The organism is Thermosulfuriphilus sp. (genome assembly GCF_054026695.1).
Genome location: NZ_JBPMLP010000045.1, coordinates 65698 through 88424, shown reverse-complemented (window position 1 = coordinate 88424; position 22727 = coordinate 65698). Strand labels below are relative to the sequence as shown.

Here is a 22727-nt window from a genome sequence, read left to right as displayed (position 1 = left end):
GACTGAGGACCCTTTTTCTCCTCCTTTGGCTGGCAGGGGTATTGGGTGTCTTCTGGGTGGGTTTTATCTGGCTCTTCCACCAGATCCCAGCCGCCGATAAGAAGACCTTCTTTTATTTTTTAGTCTTCGGATTTGCCTATACCTTTTGGCTCCTCTTTTTGATGATGCTCATCTATACCTATCCTTTACGGGAGATCCGCCGGCTGGCCAAAGAGGCTGAGATTCTAGTTATGGAAAATGCCCCTGAGCTCATTAAGGGCCTTAACGAGGCCCCCCATTCCCTTGAGGCCTTGGCTGGATATCTCCGCCACCTGAGAACAGCCTTTGGCAAACGGGCCCTTGAGCTTGAACATCTAGTGGAGGAGGCTACTAGGAGGCTTGAACTTGAAAAAAACGCCTTGGCCTTGATACTGCGGAGCTTGGCCGAGGCGGTCCTGGTCATTAGTCGTGATTTTCGCATTGTTCTGGTAAACCCGGCAGCCAACAGGCTCTTTGGAGAAGACAGGGCCTTCCTCGGTGGAAGCGCTCTTTCCGTCTTCGATCAGGATTTTCTCCTTAGGATCCTTGAGGATCTGGAGAAGGCCCCAGAGGCCTGTCGCCCCATTTCCCACCAAGGTCTAAATGGCTGGGCCTGTCTCATGAAGGACCAAAGAGGGCAAACTTTGGGCATAGTGATGACCTTTCAGAGTCCTCCTGGACGGCAACCTCCGGACAGCCTAGGAGAAGGTCCCAAAGAGGACCTCTCAAGCCTCACGGTTACCGAAGCCCCAAGACTTTGGCGTCCGGTGGCCTTTGACTTTGACCTTTTTGCTGCCAGCTGTTCTCCAAATGTTGATCCTGAGCTTCCCCTGAGACAGCTTCGCTACACAGTCTTTGATACCGAGACCACCGGTCTTGAGCCTTCTTTGGGAGATAAGATCGTCGCCATCGGAGCCGTTCGTTTGGAGGGAGGACGCCTGCTCAGAGAGGCTATTTTCCACACTTTAGTTAATCCAGGACGCCCGATTCCCAAGGCAGCGACCAAGATCCATGGTATCACTGACGAGATGGTTCGAGACAAACCCAGTCTGGCTGAGGTTCTCCCACGGTTTCTCGCCTTTTGTGAGGGAACCGTGCTAGTGGCCCACAATGCGGCCTTTGATCTCAAATTTCTAAAAATTGAGGCCGAACGTCAGGGCTTAAGGCTTGATCTGCCGGTGGTGGACACTCTGCTTATCTCCTACGGACTGTTTGAGGAATTTCCCGGACACAATCTTGACGAGATCGCCGGACGCCTCGGCCTCGTCGTTGCCGGCCTCCATAGCGCCCTGGGAGATGCCCTGCTTACCGCGGAGATCTTCCTCCGCTTTATTCCTTATCTTGAGCGCCGGGGAATAAAAACCCTTAAGGATCTCTTTGAGTTTTGCCGGAAGATGTACTCTTTGAGGAGACTTCAAAGGAAATTTTAGATGTCCCGATCAGAATCCTCCCAAGAGGCCATAAGAAGGAGGCTTCAGGCCCTGAGTCCCTTCTCCTATGAGGCACCCGTGGCCGAAGTCATGGTCTCGCCGGTCTTTACCTGCCCTTCGAGCCTTCCCGTCCGGAAGGTGGCCCAAGAGATGGCCAAACGACGGATATCCTCAGCGGTAATCGTCTCCGAAAAAGGCTCTCCTGTAGGGATAATCACCGAACGGGACATCTTGACCAAAGTTGTCTCCCAGGAGGGGGTTGATCCAGATCGAACACCGGCAGCAGCCATTATGAGCGCCCCCCCGCTGACCCTGACTCCCAGGGCCAAACTTTATCAGGCACTGTCCTTGTTGGCCCGCTACGGCATCAAGCACCTTCCGGTAGTAGAGGACGATCGGGTTGTAGGCATTATCACCCTGCGTCAGATAATCCGTCTCACCCACTCTGAGCCCCTGGTGATCATCGGCCAGATAGAGGCAGCCAAAGGTCCGGAGGAACTGGCCGAGCTAAAGGCTAGCCTGCCGGCTCTGGCCGCTAATCGTCTCTCAATTGGTCTTCCGGCCACAGAGATCATGACTATGGTTTCCCTCATTCATCGAGACCTTCACCGCCGAGCCTTTGAGCTGGCCCTAGAGGAGATGAACACCCCCCCCCCGGCCCGCTTCTCTCTATTTCTTACCGGAAGTCACGGTCGGGCCGAGGCCCTTTTAGCTCCTGATCAAGACCACGGTCTCATCCTGGCCGACTATCCCGATGGCCAATACGAGGCCGTTGATGGCTATTTTCGAAAGCTGGCCACCAGATTCGGCTCTCTGCTTGAGGCAATAGGCTATCCCCGTTGCCCGGGCTACATCATGGCCGAGAATCCCCTTTGGAGGAAACGGCTCTCGGAGTGGAAGGCTCAGTTTCTTATCTGGCTTGGAATTGATGCCTATCACATCGTGAGGTACCTGACCCTTATCTTCGACGCCAGCCCTATCCTGGGTGAAGAAGCGCTTTTTGAGGATCTCCAGGCCTATGAAATCGGACTTATTCAACGACACCACAACATCATCCGGCAGATGTATGAGGAAGAGGCCGGCCATAAGGTCCCCCTAGGGCTTTTTCGCCAGTTCATCACTGAAAAGGAGGGCCCTTATCGGGGCAAACTCAATCTTAAACAAAGCGGGCTCATCTTCGTGGTTGAGGCCGTAAGGGTTCTGGCCCTCAAGGCCGGCATTACCGAGGCCTCAACCCTTGAGCGCCTCCGGAGCCTAGTCAAAAGGGGAGTCCTCTCCCGGGAAGACGCCGAATATGCCGAACATGCCTTCCACATTCTCGTCCACTACGCCCTCCAGGCCCAGATCGACTCCTGGCAAAGAGGGGAACCGATAACTTTTTACCTTGATCCCCGAAGGCTCTCGGCCCATGACCAAGACATGTTGCGCTACGCCTTTCAGGCCGTAAAAAGACTCAAAGAGTTGGTAGACGCCGCCTTTGGGGGCCTGATCCTCTGAGTCCTAGCTCTTTAACCATGACTTGACTTAGAGCTTAAAATTTGCGATTGAGCTAAAAATGACCATTTAAGATGAAAAAATTACAGGAGGTGAGAGATGAACCGATTAAAGACTTTGTTCCTGGTTCTCTTGGCCCTTTTGATGGTGAGTATTCCTGCCCGGGCCGAAAGCCCGGAAGAACTTAAGGCCCAGATCGAAGTCTTAAAACGCCAGATGGCCGAGATGCAGGCCCAAATGCAGGCCCAGATTGAGGCCCTCCAGAAGAAGCTGGAACAAGTTCAAAGCCAGGGAGTAGCCCCTCAGGTGGTGGCCAAGGAGGCCCGGCCGGTCTTTAGCAAAAAGAACACCGAGTGGCTTCTCTACGGCAAGATCAAAACCGACTTCAACTATGACACTGCCCAGATGATTTACTACAAGGATTTCATTGGGGCGGTGGCCAATCGGGCCCAACACCCGGACGTGAGCAACGATTCCACCAACTTCAACCCCCGGGATACGCGCTTCGGCTTCTGGGCAGCCCACAAGGAGGGCAACTGGCTGGTCAAGGGACGTTTTGAGATGGACTTCTATGGATACAACAACGGCAACAACCTCATCCCCCGGATGCGGCTTGCCTATACCGACATCACCAATCTGGCCACTAAGACCAGCCTGCGTATTGGCCAAGACTGGATTCCCATTGCCCGGCTCAACCCTTCAACCGTTGACTTTGGTATCCTTACTGCTGCAGGCAACCTCTGGTGGCGGGTCCCTCAGGCTACAGTCCGCCAGAAATTGAACGACAACTGGGAGGTCCTGGTGGCCCTCATGAAACATCGCCGTATTGACCCGGCCCGAGAGGATCGTATGCCTTGGTTGTTGACCAGAGTGGCCTATAGCGGCGGCATCCTTGGCCCAGGAAATATGATCGCCCTGGGTGCCGGCTATCGGCATGCCAGCTATGAGACCCAAGACTCCGACAACGTCGATCGCTGGCTGGCGGTGGCAGAATGGAAGTTCTATCTTCTGGGCAAGCAGTTTCTCTTCAAAGGAGAGGCCTGGGTTGGTGAAGGCATCGGCGAAAACTTTCTCCGCTACGAGCTTGATACCACCCAGAACGGTGATCCGGTTTCGGCCTCCGGAGGCTGGGCTGATCTCACTTGGTTCTTTGCCCCCAGATGGTCGGCCACCGTAGGATTTGGGTTTGACAACCCCAGCGACAGCGATATCATGGAGGGACGCACGGTTGCTAATCTTTCTGACCGGCAGTTCACTCAGAATACCCAATATTTTGCCAACATCTGGTATCAGCTTACCAAACCGGTAAAGGTAGGCTTTGAGGTCATCCACATTGAGACCGAAAGAGATAAACAGACCGATGTGGCCAATCGCTTTACTCTCTCTGTACAGTATCTATTTTAGGACCTGGGTCCAAAAAAAGCGGGGCCTTAAGGCCCCGCTTTTTTTGTGATTTGCTAACAAAATCACAATCTTTTTAGGAGGTGCCCCCTATGTCCCAAACAACTAAGATAGAATCGGTCCTCAAAGAGCAGCGGATCTTCTATCCTCCCCAGGTTGGCCGAGATGAGGCCTATATCGCCACCATGCATGAATACCGGGAGATCTACCGCTACAGTCTGGAGGATCCCGACGGCTTCTGGAGTGAGCGGGCCAAAGAACTAATCAGCTGGTTTCGCCTCTGGGATCGGACCTGCTATTGGGATTTCGAAAAGCCAGAGATTCGCTTCTTCGAGGGGGGAAAGCTCAACGCCTGCTATAATTGTCTGGACCGGCACCTGACCGGCGAGACCAAGAACAAGGCTGCCATTATCTGGCAGGGAGAGCCCGATGAAGACGTTCGAGTCTATACTTACCAGATGCTCCACCGAGAGGTCTGCCGCTTTGCTAATGTTCTCAAAAAGCTGGGCATAAAAAAGGGAGATCGGGTAGCCATCTATCTCCCCATGATCCCGGAGCTACCGGTGGTCATGTTAGCTTGCGCCCGCATCGGAGCCATTCATTCGGTAGTCTTTGGGGGGTTTTCTTCCGAAAGTCTCAAAACCAGGATTCAGGACTGTGAGGCCAAGATCCTCATCACCGCCGATGGTTGTTGGCGGGCTGGACGCAAGATCGAACTCAAAAAGAATGCTGATGAGGCCCTTAAGGACTGCCCCACTGTTGAGAAATGTGTAGTCGTCAGACGTCTGGGGCTGGAGATAAACTGGATCAATGAGCGAGACCTCTGGTACCACGAGGCCGTCTGGGCCGATGATATTGAAGATTGGTGTGAGTGCGAGGAGATGGATGCCGAGGACATCCTCTTCATCCTCTATACTTCCGGCTCCACTGGCAAACCTAAAGGGGTCTTCCACACCACAGGGGGCTACCTCGTCTATACGGCCCATACCCTTCAATGGGTCTTTGATCTTAAACCGGAGGACATTTTCTGGTGTACAGCCGACATCGGTTGGATCACCGGCCACTCCTATATTGTTTATGGCCCTCTTACCTTGGGAGCTACGGAAATAATGTATGAAAGTGTTCCTACTTATCCCCATCCGGGACGCTTTTGGGAGCTTTGTGAACGCTATGCGGTCACCCTTTTCTACACGGCTCCCACTGTCATCCGGGCCCTCATGCGTGAGGGGGATGAATGGCCCCAGAGGTATGACCTTTCTTCCCTCCGTATTCTGGGAAGCGTAGGTGAGCCCATTAATCCTGAGGCCTGGCTCTGGTATTACACCAACGTGGGCCGGGGCCGCTGTCCTATCGTTGATACCTGGTGGCAGACCGAAACCGGAGGCTTCCTTATCTCTCCGCTCCCCTACGCCGTACCTCTTAAGCCGGGATCAGCTACTGTGGCTCTACCAGGAGTTGAACCCGTAATCCTCAAAGACGACGGCACTCCGGCCGGAGTAAACGAAGGGGGACACCTCTGCATGAAGAGGGCTTGGCCGGGCATGCTCCGGGGGGTCTGGGGAGATCCAGAACGCTTTAAACAGATCTACTTCAGCCGTTTCAAAGGCTACTATTACACCGGTGATGGAGCCCGCCAGGATGAAGATGGATATCTCTGGATCATGGGACGCCTTGATGACGTCATCAATGTCTCCGGGCATCGACTGGGGACTATGGAGCTTGAATCCGCTCTAGTGGCCCATCCAGCCGTAGCCGAAGCAGCGGTCATCGGTGTTCCCCATGAGGTCAAAGGAGAGACCATCTATGCCTTTGTCATCCTTAAGGATGGCTATGAGCCCTCGGATGAGCTCCGTAAAGAACTTGTTAAACATGTCAGAACAGTCATCGGACCCATTGCCACGCCGGAGTTTCTCCAGTTTGTCCCCGGCCTTCCCAAGACCAGAAGCGGCAAAATCATGCGCCGGATCCTGAGGAAGATCGCTACTGGCCAATATGAAGACCTAGGTGATACGAGCACTCTAGCCGATCCAGCGGTGGTAGAGGATCTCATCAAGGGCCGGGAAGAACTCCTAAGGTAAATCTGCTTCTTCCAGAAAAAAACGGGGCCCCTTAGGCCCCGTTTTTTTATTGGCCTATTATTTGGACGATGAGTCTTCGTCTGCGCGGACGGTTGTCAAAATCAAGGAAGACCACCTGTTGCCAAGTCCCCAAAAGAAGCCGCCTCCCGGAGAAAGGAATACTCAAAGATGGTTTCATCAGGGCCGCTCTTACGTGGGAAAACCCGTTGCCATCCCCCCAGGCCTTGTCGTGTTCGTAGGCAATATCAGTAGGGACAAGACAACCTGACGCAAGTTTGGGGGCTCTTGGACAGGTGTGTTCGTAGGCAATATCAGTAGGGACAAGACGCTCTAGGGTCCGGCGTAGATCTTCGATGACCCCCGGCTCGAACTCAATGGTCGTCACCGCCCCCGTAGATCCGGGAACAAAAACCGTCAAGTTGCCTTCGTTGAGTTGAGATCGCTGGAGTATTTCTCTTATCTGGGGGGTTATGTCATGGGTGTCGCCAAAGCCACGGGTGGAAAGCTCAAGGTCTTCGGTGATTACCCGAACCATGGGAACCTCCTTGCCAGCAAGATTTTCAAATTCTTCCTGGATCTTCTCCCCTTCAGTCGTCCTTGGTCAAGTTTGACCCTGCCTGGAGGCTTGAAGTGATGCCCAAGAGGCTGTAGAGATGGAAAGATATTTCTTCTCAGGAGAGGCTCTTATGGGAGAGGTAAGGGTTATTGTTCTGGCCGGTTTCGGGACTAATTGTGAGAGGGAGACAGCCTATGCCTGCCGGGCAGCCGGGGCCGATCAGGTGGATATCGTCCATCAGGCTGAGCTTATTTATGGAGAAAAGCGTCTTGATGATTACAACTTTCTCTGCCTGCCCGGAGGCTTCTTAGATGGAGACAACCTGGGAGCCGCTCAGGCAGCTGCCCACCGATTTCGCTATGCCCGGGTAAAGACCACTGGGGAACCTCTCCTTGACCAGCTCTTGTCCTTCATCGATCAGGGAGGAGTCGTTTTGGGTATCTGCAATGGCTTTCAGCTCATGGTAAAGCTTGGTCTCCTTCCAGGTCTTGAAGGTCGCTATACCGAACGTTTGGTTTCTCTTACCTATAATGATTCCGGACGCTTTGAAGACCGCTGGGTCTGGCTCAAGGTCAATCAGGACTCCCCCTGTATCTTTACCAGGGGCCTGAACCGGCTATATCTCCCTATCCGTCATGGAGAAGGAAAGTTTGTCACCCTGGATGATGAAGTCCTCAAAAATATCCTCTCTCTTAATCTCCACACCCTCCAGTACATCTCTCCAGAGACGGAGGAGCCCACCGAGCAGTATCCTTTTAATCCCAACGGATCCACTGTGGCCATTGCCGGAATATGTGACCCGAGTGGCCGCCTCTTTGGCCTTATGCCTCACCCTGAGGCTTTCAATCACCGAACAAATCATCCTTTTTGGACCAGAGAGTCCTTACCAGAAGAGGGGCTGGGGCTTCAGATCTTCCGCAACGCCATAGAATATCTCCGTGAGCAGTCGGCCTGATGCGGGTGGCAACTGATCCAAGCCTTTATCATCGCACTCTGGTCTTTCTTTTTGAGTTGCGCCGTTTCCTCCTCCTTATGGGGGCTATTTTTGTGGCCACAGTGGCTGTCATCTACTTTTATTCTCCGGCCCTTTTGCGTTATCTCCAGCATCATCTCAATCAGAAATTGGCCTTTTTTGGTGTTGCCGAGCCTTTTATCGCCCTGATCAAGCTCTCGGTAGCCACGGCCATCTTTGTCCTCATGCCTCTGATCCTTTTGCGTATCTGGCTGGCCCTGGCTGCCACCTTTCATCTCTCGCGTCTCTTTGGCATTGTCTTTGTATTTGCGGCCACGGTCCTTTTCTATGCAGGAGCCGCCTTCTGCTACTTCGTCACCCTACCCTTTGGTATAAACTTCCTCCTCTCCTATGGAACAGGAAAGATCCAGCCAGTCATATCTGTAGGGAAATTTGTCTCTTTTGTAGGGCTTTTTATCATTTCCTTCGGCCTCATCTTCGAGCTACCCCTGATAATGATACTCCTGTCAAGGCTCGGTCTGGTTCATCCTCGGACCATGGCCCACTATCGCCGTCACGCCATTTTGATAATTTCGATCCTTTCGGCTGTCCTCACCCCGACACCTGATGTTTTTAATATGTCCCTGATGGCCCTGCCCCTTTACTTCCTCTTTGAGGCTGGACTCCTTCTGGCCCGTCCCTTTGCCAGAGGCCCGCAACTAGACACCGATAAGACCTAAAGTATCTTCGAGCTTCCAAGAATCCCCTTGATCTCCAAATTCTGGAACTATATGGTCAGAATAGAGTTCTTTTAAAGTAGCAAAGGAGGAGGCATGAGGGCTATCTGGTCAGGGGTCTTGAAGATCTCTCTGGTAACTATCCCAGTCAAGCTATATCAAGCCGTGATCAAAAAAGGGCTCACCTTTCACTTAGTCCACAAGGTATGCGGAACCCGGATTCGATACGAAAAGGTCTGTCCAAACTGCGACCGGGCAGTGGCCGATGAAGAGATTGCCCGGGCCTGGCCGCTGGACAACGAACACTACATAATTATCACTGATGAGGAGCTAGAGGAGCTTCGCCTAGGCTCTTCAGAGGCAATAGAGGTTAAAGGCTTTCTTAGGCCCGAAGAGATCCCTCCGGCCTTCTACGCCGATTCTCACTACCTGGTCCCTGACGGATCCACGGCCGGTCAGGCCTTTGCCCTTTTTTATCGGGCTATGGAAGAAAGCGGACGAGCGGCCCTAGCCACCGCCATTATTCGGCATAAGGAACGCCCCCTCATCATCAAGCCCTATCAGGGAAAGTTTTTGACCAGTACCCTCCATTTTAAAGACGAGGTCATCCCGGCTGAGGATCTAGCTATCAATCTAGAACAGGGTGATGAAAAAGGTCTGTATCTAGCCAAGACCATCGTAGAGAATCTTTCTATCGACTTTGATCCTGAGACCCTGGTTGACCACTATCGAGAATCGGTCCTGGCCCTCATTGAGGCCAAGGCCCGAGGTGAAGCCCTTAAACCCCGGCCAGAGAGGGAGAAGGCCAAGGTGATCAGCCTTATGGAGGCCTTGAGGCAAAGCGCCGAGGAGACTGCCAGGAAAAGGCTGGTTCGAGCAAGAAAAAGGACAAAAGGGAAACGTGTCCGCCAGACTTCCTGAACGTCTTAAACCCATGCTCGCCCATCTCAGTCAACCCTTTGACTCCCCTGACTACCTCTACGAAATAAAATGGGATGGGAGCAGATGCTTGTTTTTTATCGAAAAAGGGAGGCTTCGCCTTCAGAATCGAAGGCTTAGTAATATCACCTATCGTTATCCAGAATTTGAGCACCTCCCCCTCAAGATCCCTGCTGATGGAGTAGTTTTTGACGGAGAGATCGTCGTTTTAAAAAACGGGATCCCCCACTTTTTGAGCCTTCAAGAACGAGAGCACACCCTCTCTCGGGACCGCATCCGCCTTTTAAGCCGCTATCTTCCGGCCACCTACATGGTCTTTGACCTCCTTTACCTTAATTTTGAACCTCTTTTGGAAAGACCCCTCATTGACCGAAAAGAATTTTTGAAAAAGGTCCTTCCCGAGGATCCTCAGCTGGTGGAATCAAGCTACGTCTTCCAAAGAGGACAAAGTTTCTTTGAGGCCGCCTGCCGCAAAGGTTTTGAGGGGGTAATGGCCAAGAAGATTACCAGCCCCTATCTTCCTGGCCAGCGGAGTCATTATTGGCTTAAGTTCAAGCCCCGAAAAAAAAGCCTCTGTTTCATCATCGGATATCTTTTAAACAATAAAGGGGAGCTTAAGTCCCTTTTGATCGCCGAGGAGACCGAGAAAGGATTTCGCTTCCGGGGGCGGGTGGGAAGCGGCCTTGGTTTGGACGAACAAAAACGTATTCTCAAACTTTTAAAGAGCCTTCCGGAGATCGAACATCCAAGATTCGCCCCTCGGATTTCCGGAGCCCACTGGGTAAGACCAGAACTTCGCTGTCTGGTATCCTATCAGGAGGTGACCAATCAGGGCCGTTTTCGGGCCCCGGTCTTTGAAGGACTTCTTGAATGAAGCAGGTTTTCAGGCTGGAAGAGGTCGTCCGGCTCACGGGCCTTTCGGCTCCAGAGATAGAAAGGCTGGCTCGAAAAAAAGTCGTCCTCCCTGGAAGGGACGAGAAAGGTCCCTTCTGGGGTTTCCAGGAGATCAGAGCCCTGAGAAGGATCAGGGACCTCCTTGATCAGGGGGCAAGTCTAGAGAGGCTGATCAAGGATCTAAAGAGCTTGGCCCCTGAAGATCTTCACCGTACGGAGATGCGGGGCAACAGGTTTGTCTTGCGACGGGGTCGGGCCCTGATAGAGCCTGGAGGGCAACTCTGCCTTGACTTTTCTCCGCCACAGTCCCAAACCATCCCTTTTGCTCCGACCACTGCTGAGGCCTGGTTCTTTCTAGGGCTTTCCCGGGAGGCCCAGGGGGATTCATCTGGGGCCAAGGAGGCCTATGAGAAGGCCCTCAAACTTGACCCTCGCCATACCGATAGCTTGGTCAACCTGGGCAACATTGACTACCAGGAAGGGGAACTCTCCCGGGCCAAAGAGCTATATTTCCAGGCCCTTTTGCTTGAACCTGATCATCCAGAGGCTTCTTTTAACCTGGCTTGCCTCCTCATGGAGGAAGGGGAACCTCAGCTGGCGGCCATCTTCTTCCGCCGGGTGGTAGAGCTGGAGCCAGGGTTTACCGATGCCTTTTTCTCCCTGGGTGAGGCCCTTCTCCTCATGGGTCGTCTGGAAGAGGGACGCCTCTGGCTTAAACACTATCTTACTGTTGACCCCCAGGGCCCTTATGCCTCCCTGGCTAGAAAGCTTCTCAAGAGAGGCTCTCCATGAAGAACAAAGACGTAGCCGAGATTCTCCGTAACATTGCTGCCCTTCTTGAGATCAAAGGGGATAATCCCTTCAGGGTTAGGGCCTATCAGCGGGCCGCCCAGAATATCGAATCCCTCACCACCGATGTAGCTGAACTGGCTCAGGCCGGGAAACTGGAGCGTATTCCGGGGGTTGGAAAGGATCTGGCGGCCAAGATAAAAGAAATAATCGCCACCGGGACTTGCCCAAAGTACGAAGAGCTAAAACAGAAGATTCCCCCGGAGTTGATTACCCTCCTTTCTATTCCCGGAGTAGGTCCCAAGACAGCCAAGCTCCTTTACGAAAAACTGGGCATCAAAAGCATAGAAGAACTTGAGAGGGCCTGCCTTGAACACCGGATAAGTCGCTTACCCGGCATCCGGACCAAGACCGAAGAAAACATCCTCAAGGGAATCAGACTTATTAAAAAACACGTTGAACGAAGACCCCTGGGGGAAATTTTGCCCTTGGCTGAAGCCCTAGTAGCCACACTCCGCCAAAAGTCCCCGGTTGACCGGATCGACATCGCCGGATCCATCAGAAGGCGTCGGGAGACGGTCAAGGATATCGACATCCTGGTGACCTCTCGCCATCCGCTGAAGGTTATGGAGATCTTTGTTGGGCTTCCCCTGATAGGAGAGGTTATTGCTAGGGGGGAGACCAAGACTAGTGTCCGCCTAAAGGAAGGCATCCAGGTCGACCTGCGGGTGGTTGATCCGGCCTGTTATGGAGCGGCCTTGGCCTATTTTACAGGCTCTAAGGCCCACAACATTCGCATTCGGGAACTTGGAGTCCAGCGGGGTCTCAAGATAAACGAATATGGGATCTTCCGGGGTGAGGAGCGGATCGGTGGCCGGGAGGAAGAAGAAGTCTTTGCCGCTGTGGGTCTCCCCTGGATCCCCCCTGAGCTTCGGGAAGACCGTGGCGAGATAGAGGCAGCCCTAGAGGGAAGGCTCCCTAATCTGGTGGCCTATGAAGCGATCCTGGGTGATCTTCACGTCCATTCCAGCTTTAGCGATGGTGTCGCCAGTGTTGAGGAGATTGGGGAGCGGGCTGAGGCCATGGGTCTTTCTTGGGTGGGGATCTGCGATCATTCCCAAGGGCTACGGGTGGCCGGTGGGCTTAAGTCCGAAGATATAGCCGCCAAAAAAGAGGCCATTTCTCGATTCAACCGAAGAAAAAAGAAGGTCAAACTCCTTTTCGGCACTGAGGTTGATATCCTGGCCGACGGCACCCTGGACTATCCAGATGAACTTCTCAAGGAGTTTGACCTGGTCATTGCCTCCATCCACAGTGGCTTCAGACAAGATGAGGCCACCCTTACCAAACGCATTCTCTCGGCCATAAAAAACCCTTACGTCCACATCATTGGCCACCCTACTGGTCGACTTCTCGGAGAACGGGCCCCTTACCCTCTTGATCTTAAGGCTGTCTTGGCAGCGGCCAAAGAGGCCGGAGTGGCCCTAGAGATAAATGCCTATTACAAGCGCCTGGATCTAAACGATGTCAATGCCCGAGCGGCCAAAGAGGCCGGAGTAAAGCTGGCCATCGGCACAGACGCCCACAGCCTGGAACAGTTAGCTTTTTTGCCCCTAGGAGTGGCAATGGCCAGGAGAGGCTGGTGCGAGGCCCAAGACCTTCTAAACTGCCTCCCTTACCGGAATCTCCTCAACTGGCTCCAGAAGAGACACTCAAAGTAAGATCCTTGCCTAAAAACTGCAAGGCTTTGATCTGCATCAAGGGAAAAAAGAATTTTCGCCTTTATTTTAAGGAAAAACTAACCGAAGAAGGAGATGAATCATGGTCAAAAGTGTCCGTAAAATCATCGAGATAGACGAAGAGCTTTGTGACGGCTGTGGAAAATGTGTTCCGGCCTGTGCCGAGGGGGCCATTGAAATTATCAACGGCAAGGCCCGTCTGGTGGCCGAAAAATACTGCGACGGTCTGGGGGCCTGTCTGGGAGAATGTCCCAAGGGGGCTTTGAGGATCGTTGAGCGGCCAGCCGAAGAATTCGATGAAGAGGCCGTCAAACGCTACCTTGAAGAGAAAAAAAAGGCCCAGGAATCCCCTGTCTGTGGTTGTCCCTCGGCCAAGATCCAATTCTTGGCCTCTGAAGCCCCGGCCTGTCAAAGTGCCAATACCCCTCGAGGGCAAGCCAACTCTGCCCTTTCTCACTGGCCGGTTCAGATAAGGCTTGTCCCGCCAACGGCCCCTTTCCTCAAGGAAGCGCAACTATTGGTGGTGGCCGACTGTACCCCAGTGGCCTATTCCCGACTTCATGAAGACTTTCTGGCCGGAAGAATCATCCTTATCGGATGTCCTAAATTCGACAATCCTCAGGAATATGTAGAGAAGTTCGCTCAGATCTTCAGCCAGGCCGACATCAAAGAAGTCACCATCCTTATTATGGAGGTGCCCTGCTGTGGAGGACTTCCGGTAATCGTCAAAAAGGGGCTGGAGATTTCTGGCCGAAAGGTTCCATTCCGGGTGGTTACCATCAGCACCAGAGGTGAAATCCTTAGAGAGGAAAGCTGGTAGTTCAGGAGGCCAACTATGCACTGGGAACCAGAGGCCGAGGCCCTGATCAAACGTGTCCCATTTTTTGTCCGTAGCCGAGTGCGTAAGCAGGTCGAGGAGTTTGTCCGCCAAAAGGGGAAAAGGATTGTCTCTGAAGCCGATGTCTTGGAGGCCAAAAGGGTCTTGCGAGACAAGGCCGCCCAGGTCCGCGAGGGTTTCAGTGTCGAGGCCTGTTTCGGGACCAGTGGGTGTCCCAATGCTGTGACCAGCTCCGGAAAACTTCTCAAAAAGATCGAGGCCCTTCTCAAAGAGGCCGATCTGACCAGATTCCTGGAGGAAAAGGTCGGCGGCCCCCTTAAACACCACCATCAGTTCCGAATTGGCCTTGCTGAATGTCCCAACGCCTGCTCTCAGGTTCACATCCGAGACTTCGCCCTCATCGGTCAGACAATACCCGAGGTCACGGGGGAATCTTGCCTGGCCTGTGGGGAGTGCCTTGAGGTCTGTGAGGAAGAGGCCATCAGTCTGGCCGAAGGCCCGGTAATTGCCACGGAGAGATGTCTCGCCTGCGGCGCCTGCGCCAAGATCTGCCCTTCAGGAACGATCAAATCCGGGCCCAAGGGATATAGAATTCTGATCGGAGGCAAACTGGGCCGCCATCCCCAACTGGCCAGAGAAATTATCCCTCTGGCCGATGAGACCCAGGTCTTGGAGACCTTGGATACCGTGCTTAGGCTTTATAAAAAACTTAACCGAAAAGGGGAGCGTCTGGGAACCATCATCCAGAAGGTTGGTTGGGAGCGTTTTGAAGAACTTTTGGCAAAGCACTGAAGTTCGAGAAAAACAAAGGGGGGTAACAATGGCGGAGGTCAAAATTCCGGGAGCTGTTGTCCAGAAGGACGGAAGCTTTGCGATCTCTGTTGAGCTTCCCCAGCTGGCCCTAAAGGCCGAAGTCCTCTCCCTGCTCGCAGATTTGGCCAGGGAAGGCTATCTTGTCCATCCGACCACAGCCCAGAAAATCATGATTTTGGGGATTCCGAAGGATAGGGTTGCCGGGGTCATTGAGGCTTTGGAGACAGCCGGAGCCCAGGTCCGCAAATCAGGAACATCCTTTCAACCCCGAACCTGTGTAGGCCTTCCCTTCTGTAAACTGGCCCTAAAAGAGACCTTTCCCCTAGCAGAAAAGATCTATTACACCTTTAAGGGCCGGCCTGTACCCCATAAGTTCAAAGTGGCCATCAGCGGTTGTCCGGCCTGTTGCTCCTGGGCCAACAATATAGATTTGGGCTTTGTAGCCGTAAGGGACGGATTCAAGATCTATATCGGTGGCAAAGGGGGATACAGGCCCAGACCAGGGGTCCTGCTGGGCAAGGCCTCGGGGGAAAAGGAGGCCTTAGGAGCCATGGAAGCCGTCCTAGAATTCTTCAATCGTTACGGACGCCCCAGAAAACGTCTAGCCTGGGCCGTAGAGAAAACCGGACTTGATCCCCTGATGAAGGAACTCCAGGGACTTATCAAAGAGAGCTAACATCCACACAAGGAGGAAAAAGTGCCCAGATTGGTAGTTGACCGGGAGGCCTGTATTGGGTGTGGGACCTGCGTGGAGCTTTGCCCAGAGGTCTTTGACTCGATGATGAAGAAAAATCCTTTGTCAAGAACGAAGAGGCCTGCGCAATTTGTGATTGCGAGGAGGCCATAAATACCTGCCCGGTTGAAGCCATCTCCTGGCAAGAAGGTTGACCCTAAAAGGGCTCAACTTTCAAAGAAACGCTAAAGGAGGGTGAGATGTATAAGGGATGGGGTGTTATTGGGTTCATTGTGGCCGTCTTCTTCTTTTCTAATCCTTCCTGGGGTAAACCATCCTCATGTGAAAACTGTCACCTTAAGGTGACCCCGGGAATCGTCAAGGATTTCCATCGTAGTAAGATGTCAAAGACCTTGGCCTGTTATTCCTGTCATGGCAAAGACCACCAGAGCGCCAAAGACGTAGCCAAGGCAAAACTTCCTTCCATCGAGACCTGCCAGCGTTGCCATCCTAAACAAGCCAAACAGTACATGGCTGGCAAACACTTTTTGGGCTGGATAGCCATGAACGCCATGCCCACCACCCATATGCAACCCGAGGCCTTTATCAAAGGACGCAAGGGATGTGGGGGGTGCCACTCTCTCGGGGCCACTGCCGAAGTCAAGGCCAGCCCAGACTATCCCAAGTACGCCATGGATTGCCAGAACTGCCACACAAGACACGCATTCTCCAAGGCCGAGGCCCGGGAACCTGAGGCCTGCATGACCTGTCATATGGGTTTTGATCATCCTCAATGGGAGATGTGGTCTTCATCCAAACATGGCGTAGCCTATCGACTTGATCGTCTCATGGGACGGAAGCTTGAAGATCGAAGGGGGCCCCGTTGCCAGACTTGTCATATGCCTGAAGGGGATCACCGGGTGATGACGGCCTGGGGTTTTCTGGGCGTAAGGCTTCCCGAAGAAGATAAAGAATGGCTTAACTGGCGTCTGACTATCCTTAAAGCCTTCCGGGTCTTGGACCCTCAAGGTCAGCCTACAGAACGGCTTGAGGTGGTCAAGGCTGGCAAGGTCGCCCGCCTTAGCAAGGAGGAGTGGCAGGCCGAGCGGGAGAAGATGGTCAAAGTCTGTCAGCAGTGTCACAACGGCAACTTTGTTAGGCAACAGCTCCATGACGCTGACATGATGCTCAAGGAGGCCGATAGGCTTTTTGCCGAGGCCATCGAGACCGTGGCCTCTCTGAGGAGAGAGGGCATCATCAAGGCCACTGATGGTAATCCATATCCTGATCTCCTTCGCTTCTACGAGACCCCTTACAAGATAGAACAACTCCTCTATATGATGTTCATGGACTACCGGATGAAGACCTTCCAGGGGGCCTTTCATATAAATCCGGATTACACTACCTGGTACGGGTACGCCAAGATGAAGAAAACCCTGGCCGAGATCAAAGAGATGGCCCGAAAGATGAGAAAAGAAGCCGGAAAGATATAAAGTTGAGCCCTAAGGGGGGCGATCGCCCCCCTTAAATTAAATCCAAATTGAGAGTAAGATTAAGATATGAGATGTCCAGGTCAGGATACCCGCTATTGGAAAGAAGACGCCATTTTTGAGGTCAAATGTCCCCACTGCGGTCAAGAGGTCGAGTTCTTCAAGGACGAGGCCTCCCGACGTTGTTCCAACTGTGGCAAACGTCTTCCGAATCCGCGGATGGATTTCGGCTGTGCGGCTTACTGCCCTTATGCCGAACAGTGTTTAGGATCCATCTCACCAGAGCTCCTCAAGCAGCGCCAGGAGTTTCTCAAGGATCGCCTGGAGAAGAAAGTTGAATCTCTTCTTAGAGAAAGGCCAGAGGCCACCGAGCGTATAAATCTTCGCCGTCAATACGCAGAGCGCCTTGTCCCTGAAGAAGGCGGCAGGCTGGCTATCGTCCTCATGGCCTCTTATCTGGCCGAATTCCCGGACTATTTTCAAAAAATACTTGAGGATATCAGGGCCTCAGAAGACATGATTGCCGAGGTAAAAAAAATCCTCTCTACTAAGGTCCCCTCTTCCCTCGAGGCCCAGATTTTCCACGATATCCAGTTGCTGGTCCACTGGGATCTTGAGGGAGAGAAGCCTGACCTTGGGGCCTTCCTTACTGAAGCCGGACGTAATCAGGCCCGGGCCAAAAAACTCACAGGCTAATTTTTTAGCCCAACGGCAATGGCTTGGCGTAAGTCTTCAGCCAGTCGTTCTTTGTCTTTCAGGCTGTAGGCTCTGGTATCGATGGGCTCCCCGATGATGACCTTAATCTCCCCGGGCCGGGGGAGAATCTTACCCTTGGGGAGGACCTGGTGGCTACCGACAATACTCAAGGGAACTAGAGGTCTCTTACTTTTTATGGCCAGAATCATTCCCCCGGGTTTAAAAGGCAGGAGACGTCCGTCTGGGCTTCTCGTCCCCTCTGGGAAGATGACCACGCAGAGGCCTTCTTTGACCTTCTCAGCAGCTTTGGCCAAACTCTTCAATCCTTCCCGGGGGCTTTCTCGATCAACAGGGATATTGCCCACTGCTCGCAGACCGTGGCCAAATATGGGAATATTGAAGAGCTCCTTCTTGGCCAGCCAGCGAATCTCAAAGGGCAACCCGGCCTCAAGGGCAAAGATGTCAAACTGGCTGGCGTGATTAGCGGCAAACACATAGGCCTTGTTTGGATCGAGCCTCTCCAGGCCGATCACCTCCACCCGGACCCCGGCCACCTTGAGAAGAAGCCGGGCCCAAAAACGGGCGATCCTGTGGGGAAGGCGGCCTGTCCGGTCAAAGGGGCCCAGGGCAATGGTTAAAGGCCCCAGGATAAGAACACTTAGAACCAGAACAATAACGAAAAATATCCCCCGCACCTTGGCCATGTTTGCCCCTCGAAGGGCTTACCATAGCCAGCAACCCCTTAGAAGACAAGACCTCTGGAAAAGGAAACCAAAAACAAGTTAACTTTAGAGACCATGGGTCCTTTCAGTAAGATTATCGGTCATCAACGTCCTCTGGCCCATCTTCAAAGGGCCCTGAAGCAAGGGCAGATCGCTCAGGCCTATCTCTTCTACGGACCGGCAGGGGTCGGTAAGGCCACCTGTGCCCAGGCCCTAGCCCAGATCCTCCTCTGCAAGGAGGGATCTGGATGTGGCCAGTGCCCCTCATGTCTTAAGATGATCCACCAAACCCATCCAGACTTTATCCTCATCAGGCCCCAAGGGGTCCAGATCCGGATCGCCGATATCAGGAATCTCCAGGAACAACTCTCTTTTGCCCCCCTTGAGGGTCAGAGGAGGTTGGTACTTATCGATGAAGCCCAGAGGCTAGGGCGAGAGGCGGCCAATGCCCTGCTCAAAATCCTTGAGGAGCCTCCTCAGGGCACCCATTTTGTCATGGTAGCCCCTAAAATCGAGGATCTTTTGCCAACGATTGTCTCCCGATGCCAGCGTCTTTATTTCGGCCCCCTCTGTCTCCAAGAGGCCGAAGAGGTCCTCATCAACCAGGGTCTGCCCCCAGAGGATGCTCACCTTGGGGCCAAGGTTTCCCTGGGAAGTCCGGGGGCAGCTATGAGCCTGGGACCAGAAGGCTTGAAGAAGGTTCGAGAGACCTTCTCCCAGATAAAGGCCCTTTGGGGGGCCTCTCCGGTTGAGGCCTTTCGTCTGGCGAGCAGAATAGACGGCAGCCGGGAAGAGATGATCAGTATTCTTAAATCCTGGGCCTTGCTTTTAAGGGAAGAACTTCTTGAGGCCGAAGATAAGCGTCTACCTGAGATGATAACCCTTATTGAAGAGGCCATCTGGGGCCTAGAACATCAAGGCAATCCCCGTCTAGTTGCAGAGGCCCTGGCCTTGCGTCTTTCGAGGCTTTAAGGGTCATGGTATCTTGATCAAATTATGGGCAACAAAAAGGCCAACAAGAAACTTCTGGGCGACAAAAAACGCCCTTCAAACCCTAAAGGACAGACTGAGGCCAGGGAGATCAAGGCCCAAATTCCCCAGAGAAACGGCGGTCTGCGGGTAGTTGAAATCAGGCTCCGTCCTGAGCTTCCCACCTCCCATTTCGATGCCAAAGACCTTCTCCTGGCCCCTGGAGACTGGGTTCTGGTTGAGGGCCTTTATGGGCCTGAAGTAGGACAAGTGGTACTCGAACCCATCTTCTACCCCGGGCTCAACGGAAGCCTACCAACAGTCCTGCGGAGGGCCACTCCTAAGGAGATCAAGCGTTATCATAAAAACCTGGCCCTGGAGGATCAGGCCTGGGATGTCTGCGAAGCCAAGATAAAAGAACTGGGCCTAGAGATGAAACTCACCCGGGTGGAGAGACTTTTTGATGGAAGCAAAATCATCTTTTACTACACTGCCGATGGCCGGGTGGATTTCCGTCAGCTGGTAAAAGAACTTGTTCGAGAGCTGAGGAGCCGGATAGAGATGCGCCAGATTGGTGTCCGGCACGAGGCAAAGATGCTCGGAGGCCTGGGAACCTGCGGAAGGGAGCTCTGTTGCGCCAGCTTCATCCGGGACTTTGACGCCGTCTCCATCCGGATGGCTAAAGAGCAGAGCCTCCCCCTTAACCCTAACAAAATCTCAGGGATCTGTGGCCGTCTGCTATGTTGCTTAGTCTACGAACATCAGGTCTACCTAGATCTTAAGAAGGAGATGCCCAAGTTTGGCAAACGTTATCTCTGCCCCCAGGGAGAGGGGAAGGTGATCCGGCACAATATCTTCAGACGTACGGTCACCCTCGAGCTTCAGGATGGTCGTGAGGTGGACATCCCCATTGAACAGGTTCGCCCCAAGGAGGAAGGCTGATGCCCTACTACGTTACCACTCCTATCTATTACGTAAACGCTGAACCCCATCTCGGACACGCCTACACAACTATCGTGGCCGATGTAGTGGCCCGTTTTTTCCGTCTGGCCGGAGAGGAGGTCTTCTTTCAGACGGGCACAGATGAACACGGAGACAAGATCGTCCAGGCAGCAAGTAAGGCTGGACTCAGTCCTCAAGACTATGTAGATAAGATGAGCCAGGCCTTCCGCAACCTCTGGCCCAAACTCCATATAGACTACGACAACTTCATCCGCACCACTGACAAATCGCACAAACTGGCCGTAAAACGATTCTTGGAGAAGGTCTATGAGGCCGGAGACATCTATTTTGGTGAATATGGGGGACATTATTGCTTTGGCTGTGAGAGATTCCTCACCGAAAAGGAGCTTGTCGATGGCCTCTGCCCTGATCATCAGACTGAACCAGTTTACCTTAAAGAAGCCAACTACTTCTTTAGGATGAGCCGCTATCAGGACTGGCTGATAGATCATATTAAGAGGCATCCGGACTTTATCACCCCTGAGCGCTATCGCAATGAAGTCCTTTCCTTCCTCAAAGAACCCTTGGAAGATCTCTGTATCTCCCGACCCAAGAGCCGACTTGCCTGGGGAATAGAGTTACCTTTTGATGATGCCTTCGTCACCTATGTCTGGTTTGACGCTCTGATCAACTACGTCTCTGGCCTTGGCTGGCCTGAGGATGAGGATCGTTTCTCCCGCCTTTGGCCTGAGGCCCACCACATTATTGCCAAGGATATCCTCAAGCCTCATGGTATATACTGGCCGACAATGCTTCGGGCCGCAGGGCTTCCACCTTATCGAAGTCTCCATGTCCATGGCTACTGGAACGTCAATGAGGCCAAGATGTCCAAGAGCTTAGGCAACATTGTCCGGCCCGAAGAGCTCATAAAACAGTTCGGGGCCGATGGTCTACGTTATTTTCTTCTGCGAGAGATGGCCTTTGGCCTTGATGCCAATTTTTCCCTTGAGGCCCTTCGGAGACGCTTCAACTCGGATCTGGCCAATGACTTCGGTAATCTGGTCCAGAGAAGTCTCACCATGGTGAGAAAATACAACCAGGCAGAGATCCCCACCCCTGGTATCCCTAAGGCCGAGGATCTCTCTCTAAGGGAGGCTGCCCTTTCAACTGTCAGCCGATATGTAGAAGAGATGATAGCCTATCGGTTCCATCGGGCTCTGGCCTCTGTCTTTGAGCTTATCGCTAAAGCCAATAAATATATAGACCAGGAGGCTCCCTGGCTGTTGGCCAAAGATCCAGAAAAACGGGAGCGTCTAGAGACCGTCCTTTACCATCTCCTGGAGACCTTGCGGATTGTGGCCATCTTGGTCTCACCAGTAATGCCGCTAGCTGCTGGAAGGCTTCTTTCCTATTTGGGACTTGAGGCCGAGGAGGCTCTTTCCCTAGAGAAGGCCAGGGTTTTTGGTCTCCTTAAACCCCAGAGGAGGACTACCTGCGGGCCGGCCCTTTTTCCCCGCAAGGACGAGGCCAGTAAAAAGCCCAAGGATTCTGAAGTTTCCTCTCCCAAGGAGGTCAAGGAGGAGACGTTGATCAGCATCGATGACTTTGCCAAGGTTGAACTCAGGGTGGCCGAGATAGTGGCCGCAGAAGCTGTGCCCAAGGCCGATCGGCTCCTAAAACTTACAGTCATGGCTCCAGAAGAACGGACCATTGTCGCTGGAGTTGCCCAACACTTCCGACCCGAAGACCTTATCGGCCAGAAGGTTATCATCGTCGCCAATCTCAAGCCGGCCAAAATAAGAGGAGTTGTCTCTCAGGGAATGATGCTTGTAGCCGAGGATAAAAATGGACTCCATCTTATCACCCTCCAGGATGCTGAACCGGGGGCCAAAGTAAAGTGAACGAAATCCTTCTCCGTATTGTCCTCCTTATCCTGCCCATTCTGGCCGCGGTTACCGTCCACGAGTTGGCCCATGGTTATGTGGCTTATCGTTTGGGAGATCCGACGGCCAAAAAGATGGGCCGCTTGACCCTAAATCCTTTCAAGCATTTGGATCTCCTAGGAGCCCTGGTCTTCTTCCTCACCCAGGCCATCGGCTGGGCCAAACCCATCCCCGTGGATCCGCGTTATTTTCGGAATCCCCGCCAGGGGATGATCTGGGTCTCCCTGGCCGGCCCAGGGGCCAATCTTCTTCTGGCCGTGGCCTTGGCCGCAGTCCTTCGGCTTGGACCAGTAATATATGGTCTCTTCTCGGCCGTCTCGGCCCCCTTGGCCGCAGCCATCCTTAAGCCTCTATTTCTCATGGCTTATCTGGCCGTCCAGATAAATATTGGCCTGGCTGTCTTCAATCTTCTCCCCGTTCCTCCCCTTGACGGAAGCAAGATCCTTTATGGCCTTTTACCATTTAATCTTGCCCGACGTTACGCCTATCTTGAGCCGGTAGGCTTTGTTATCATCCTGGCCTTAGTCTTTACAGGCATTATCGACAAAATTATATTGCCGCCAATTATTTGGCTAAGCGCCCTCCTCCTCGGCAGCCAGATACAGATCTGAAGG

At 53.1% G+C, this 22727-nt stretch carries 22 protein-coding genes; 20 read left to right on the top strand and 2 right to left on the bottom strand.

What is annotated here, in order from left to right; all coding sequences use genetic code 11:
- Nucleotides 1-56 precede the first annotated feature (56 nt).
- The 4 genes from ACXJJX_RS07810 to acs all read left to right on the top strand — a co-directional run bounded on the left by ACXJJX_RS07810 (nucleotide 57) and on the right by acs (nucleotide 6421).
- Nucleotides 57-1448, top strand: a complete 1392-nt coding sequence (locus ACXJJX_RS07810; RefSeq protein WP_456433886.1) for a 3'-5' exonuclease — start codon at nucleotides 57-59, stop codon at nucleotides 1446-1448.
- Nucleotides 1449-2945: a putative nucleotidyltransferase substrate binding domain-containing protein gene (locus tag ACXJJX_RS07805; protein ID WP_456433884.1), complete on the top strand. Its 1497-nt coding sequence runs from the start codon at nucleotides 1449-1451 to the stop codon at nucleotides 2943-2945.
- A 96-nt stretch (nucleotides 2946-3041) separates the two neighbouring features.
- On the top strand, nucleotides 3042-4346 hold the full coding sequence (locus ACXJJX_RS07800; protein WP_456433874.1) for a FlxA-like family protein: 1305 nt from the start codon (nucleotides 3042-3044) through the stop codon (nucleotides 4344-4346).
- Nucleotides 4347-4435: 89 nt separating this feature from the next.
- Nucleotides 4436-6421 (top strand): acetate--CoA ligase, encoded by a 1986-nt coding sequence (acs, locus tag ACXJJX_RS07795; protein ID WP_456433848.1) that lies wholly within the window; start codon nucleotides 4436-4438, stop codon nucleotides 6419-6421.
- A 46-nt stretch (nucleotides 6422-6467) separates the two neighbouring features.
- Here the strand turns inward: acs and ACXJJX_RS07790 are convergent, their stop codons facing one another.
- Entirely contained in the window at nucleotides 6468-6956 is a 489-nt protein-coding gene (locus ACXJJX_RS07790) for a YjbQ family protein (protein WP_456433847.1), read from the bottom strand.
- A 118-nt stretch (nucleotides 6957-7074) separates the two neighbouring features.
- On the opposite strand from ACXJJX_RS07790, the gene ACXJJX_RS07785 reads away from it, so the two are divergent.
- The 12 genes from ACXJJX_RS07785 to ACXJJX_RS07730 all read left to right on the top strand — a co-directional run bounded on the left by ACXJJX_RS07785 (nucleotide 7075) and on the right by ACXJJX_RS07730 (nucleotide 17537).
- Entirely contained in the window at nucleotides 7075-7932 is an 858-nt protein-coding gene (locus tag ACXJJX_RS07785; protein ID WP_456433845.1) for a phosphoribosylformylglycinamidine synthase subunit PurQ, read from the top strand.
- Complete coding sequence (gene tatC, locus ACXJJX_RS07780; protein WP_456433844.1) at nucleotides 7932-8669, top strand: twin-arginine translocase subunit TatC; 738 nt, start codon at nucleotides 7932-7934, stop codon at nucleotides 8667-8669. The genes ACXJJX_RS07785 and tatC overlap by 1 nt, the downstream gene beginning before the upstream one ends.
- Nucleotides 8670-8762: 93 nt before the next feature.
- Entirely contained in the window at nucleotides 8763-9587 is an 825-nt protein-coding gene (gene ku, locus ACXJJX_RS07775) for a non-homologous end joining protein Ku (RefSeq protein ID WP_456433843.1), read from the top strand.
- A complete protein-coding gene (ligD, locus tag ACXJJX_RS07770; protein WP_456433842.1) occupies nucleotides 9568-10479 on the top strand; it encodes a non-homologous end-joining DNA ligase in 912 nt (303 codons plus the stop codon). Before ku ends, ligD begins: the two co-directional genes overlap by 20 nt.
- Nucleotides 10476-11291, top strand: a complete 816-nt coding sequence (locus ACXJJX_RS07765; RefSeq protein ID WP_456433840.1) for a tetratricopeptide repeat protein — start codon at nucleotides 10476-10478, stop codon at nucleotides 11289-11291. The genes ligD and ACXJJX_RS07765 overlap by 4 nt, the downstream gene beginning before the upstream one ends.
- Nucleotides 11288-13009: a DNA polymerase/3'-5' exonuclease PolX gene (gene polX / locus ACXJJX_RS07760; RefSeq protein ID WP_456433839.1), complete on the top strand. Its 1722-nt coding sequence runs from the start codon at nucleotides 11288-11290 to the stop codon at nucleotides 13007-13009. The genes ACXJJX_RS07765 and polX overlap by 4 nt, the downstream gene beginning before the upstream one ends.
- A 100-nt stretch (nucleotides 13010-13109) precedes the next feature.
- Complete coding sequence (locus tag ACXJJX_RS07755; protein WP_456433838.1) at nucleotides 13110-13847, top strand: ATP-binding protein; 738 nt, start codon at nucleotides 13110-13112, stop codon at nucleotides 13845-13847.
- Nucleotides 13848-13862: 15 nt separating this feature from the next.
- Nucleotides 13863-14657: a 4Fe-4S dicluster domain-containing protein gene (locus tag ACXJJX_RS07750; protein WP_456433837.1), complete on the top strand. Its 795-nt coding sequence runs from the start codon at nucleotides 13863-13865 to the stop codon at nucleotides 14655-14657.
- 28 nt (nucleotides 14658-14685) lie between these two features.
- Nucleotides 14686-15354, top strand: a complete 669-nt coding sequence (locus ACXJJX_RS07745; RefSeq protein WP_456433836.1) for a ferredoxin-like domain-containing protein — start codon at nucleotides 14686-14688, stop codon at nucleotides 15352-15354.
- A gap of 21 nt (nucleotides 15355-15375) precedes the next feature.
- A complete protein-coding gene (locus ACXJJX_RS07740) occupies nucleotides 15376-15525 on the top strand; it encodes a ferredoxin (protein ID WP_456433835.1) in 150 nt (49 codons plus the stop codon).
- A gap of 86 nt (nucleotides 15526-15611) precedes the next feature.
- Nucleotides 15612-16844 (top strand): multiheme c-type cytochrome, encoded by a 1233-nt coding sequence (locus ACXJJX_RS07735; RefSeq protein ID WP_456433834.1) that lies wholly within the window; start codon nucleotides 15612-15614, stop codon nucleotides 16842-16844.
- 66 nt (nucleotides 16845-16910) lie between these two features.
- Entirely contained in the window at nucleotides 16911-17537 is a 627-nt protein-coding gene (locus tag ACXJJX_RS07730) for a zinc ribbon domain-containing protein (protein WP_456433833.1), read from the top strand.
- Here the strand turns inward: ACXJJX_RS07730 and ACXJJX_RS07725 are convergent.
- Nucleotides 17534-18241 carry a lysophospholipid acyltransferase family protein gene (locus tag ACXJJX_RS07725; RefSeq protein ID WP_456433832.1) on the bottom strand — a complete coding sequence of 236 codons (708 nt, stop codon included), beginning with the start codon at nucleotides 18239-18241 and terminating at the stop codon, nucleotides 17534-17536. The two genes, ACXJJX_RS07730 and ACXJJX_RS07725, sit on opposite strands and share 4 nt — an antisense overlap.
- A gap of 93 nt (nucleotides 18242-18334) precedes the next feature.
- Here ACXJJX_RS07725 and holB point away from each other — a divergent pair, with 93 nt between their 5' ends.
- From holB to ACXJJX_RS07705, 4 genes are read left to right on the top strand one after another with little or no spacing between them, the layout of a single operon-like run.
- Complete coding sequence (holB, locus tag ACXJJX_RS07720; RefSeq protein ID WP_456433831.1) at nucleotides 18335-19231, top strand: DNA polymerase III subunit delta'; 897 nt, start codon at nucleotides 18335-18337, stop codon at nucleotides 19229-19231.
- Nucleotides 19232-19255: 24 nt separating this feature from the next.
- Entirely contained in the window at nucleotides 19256-20170 is a 915-nt protein-coding gene (locus ACXJJX_RS07715; protein ID WP_456433830.1) for a PSP1 domain-containing protein, read from the top strand.
- A complete protein-coding gene (metG, locus tag ACXJJX_RS07710; RefSeq protein ID WP_456433829.1) occupies nucleotides 20170-22071 on the top strand; it encodes a methionine--tRNA ligase in 1902 nt (633 codons plus the stop codon). Before ACXJJX_RS07715 ends, metG begins: the two co-directional genes overlap by 1 nt.
- Nucleotides 22068-22724, top strand: a complete 657-nt coding sequence (locus ACXJJX_RS07705) for a site-2 protease family protein (RefSeq protein ID WP_456433828.1) — start codon at nucleotides 22068-22070, stop codon at nucleotides 22722-22724. Before metG ends, ACXJJX_RS07705 begins: the two co-directional genes overlap by 4 nt.
- Nucleotides 22725-22727 lie beyond the last annotated feature (3 nt).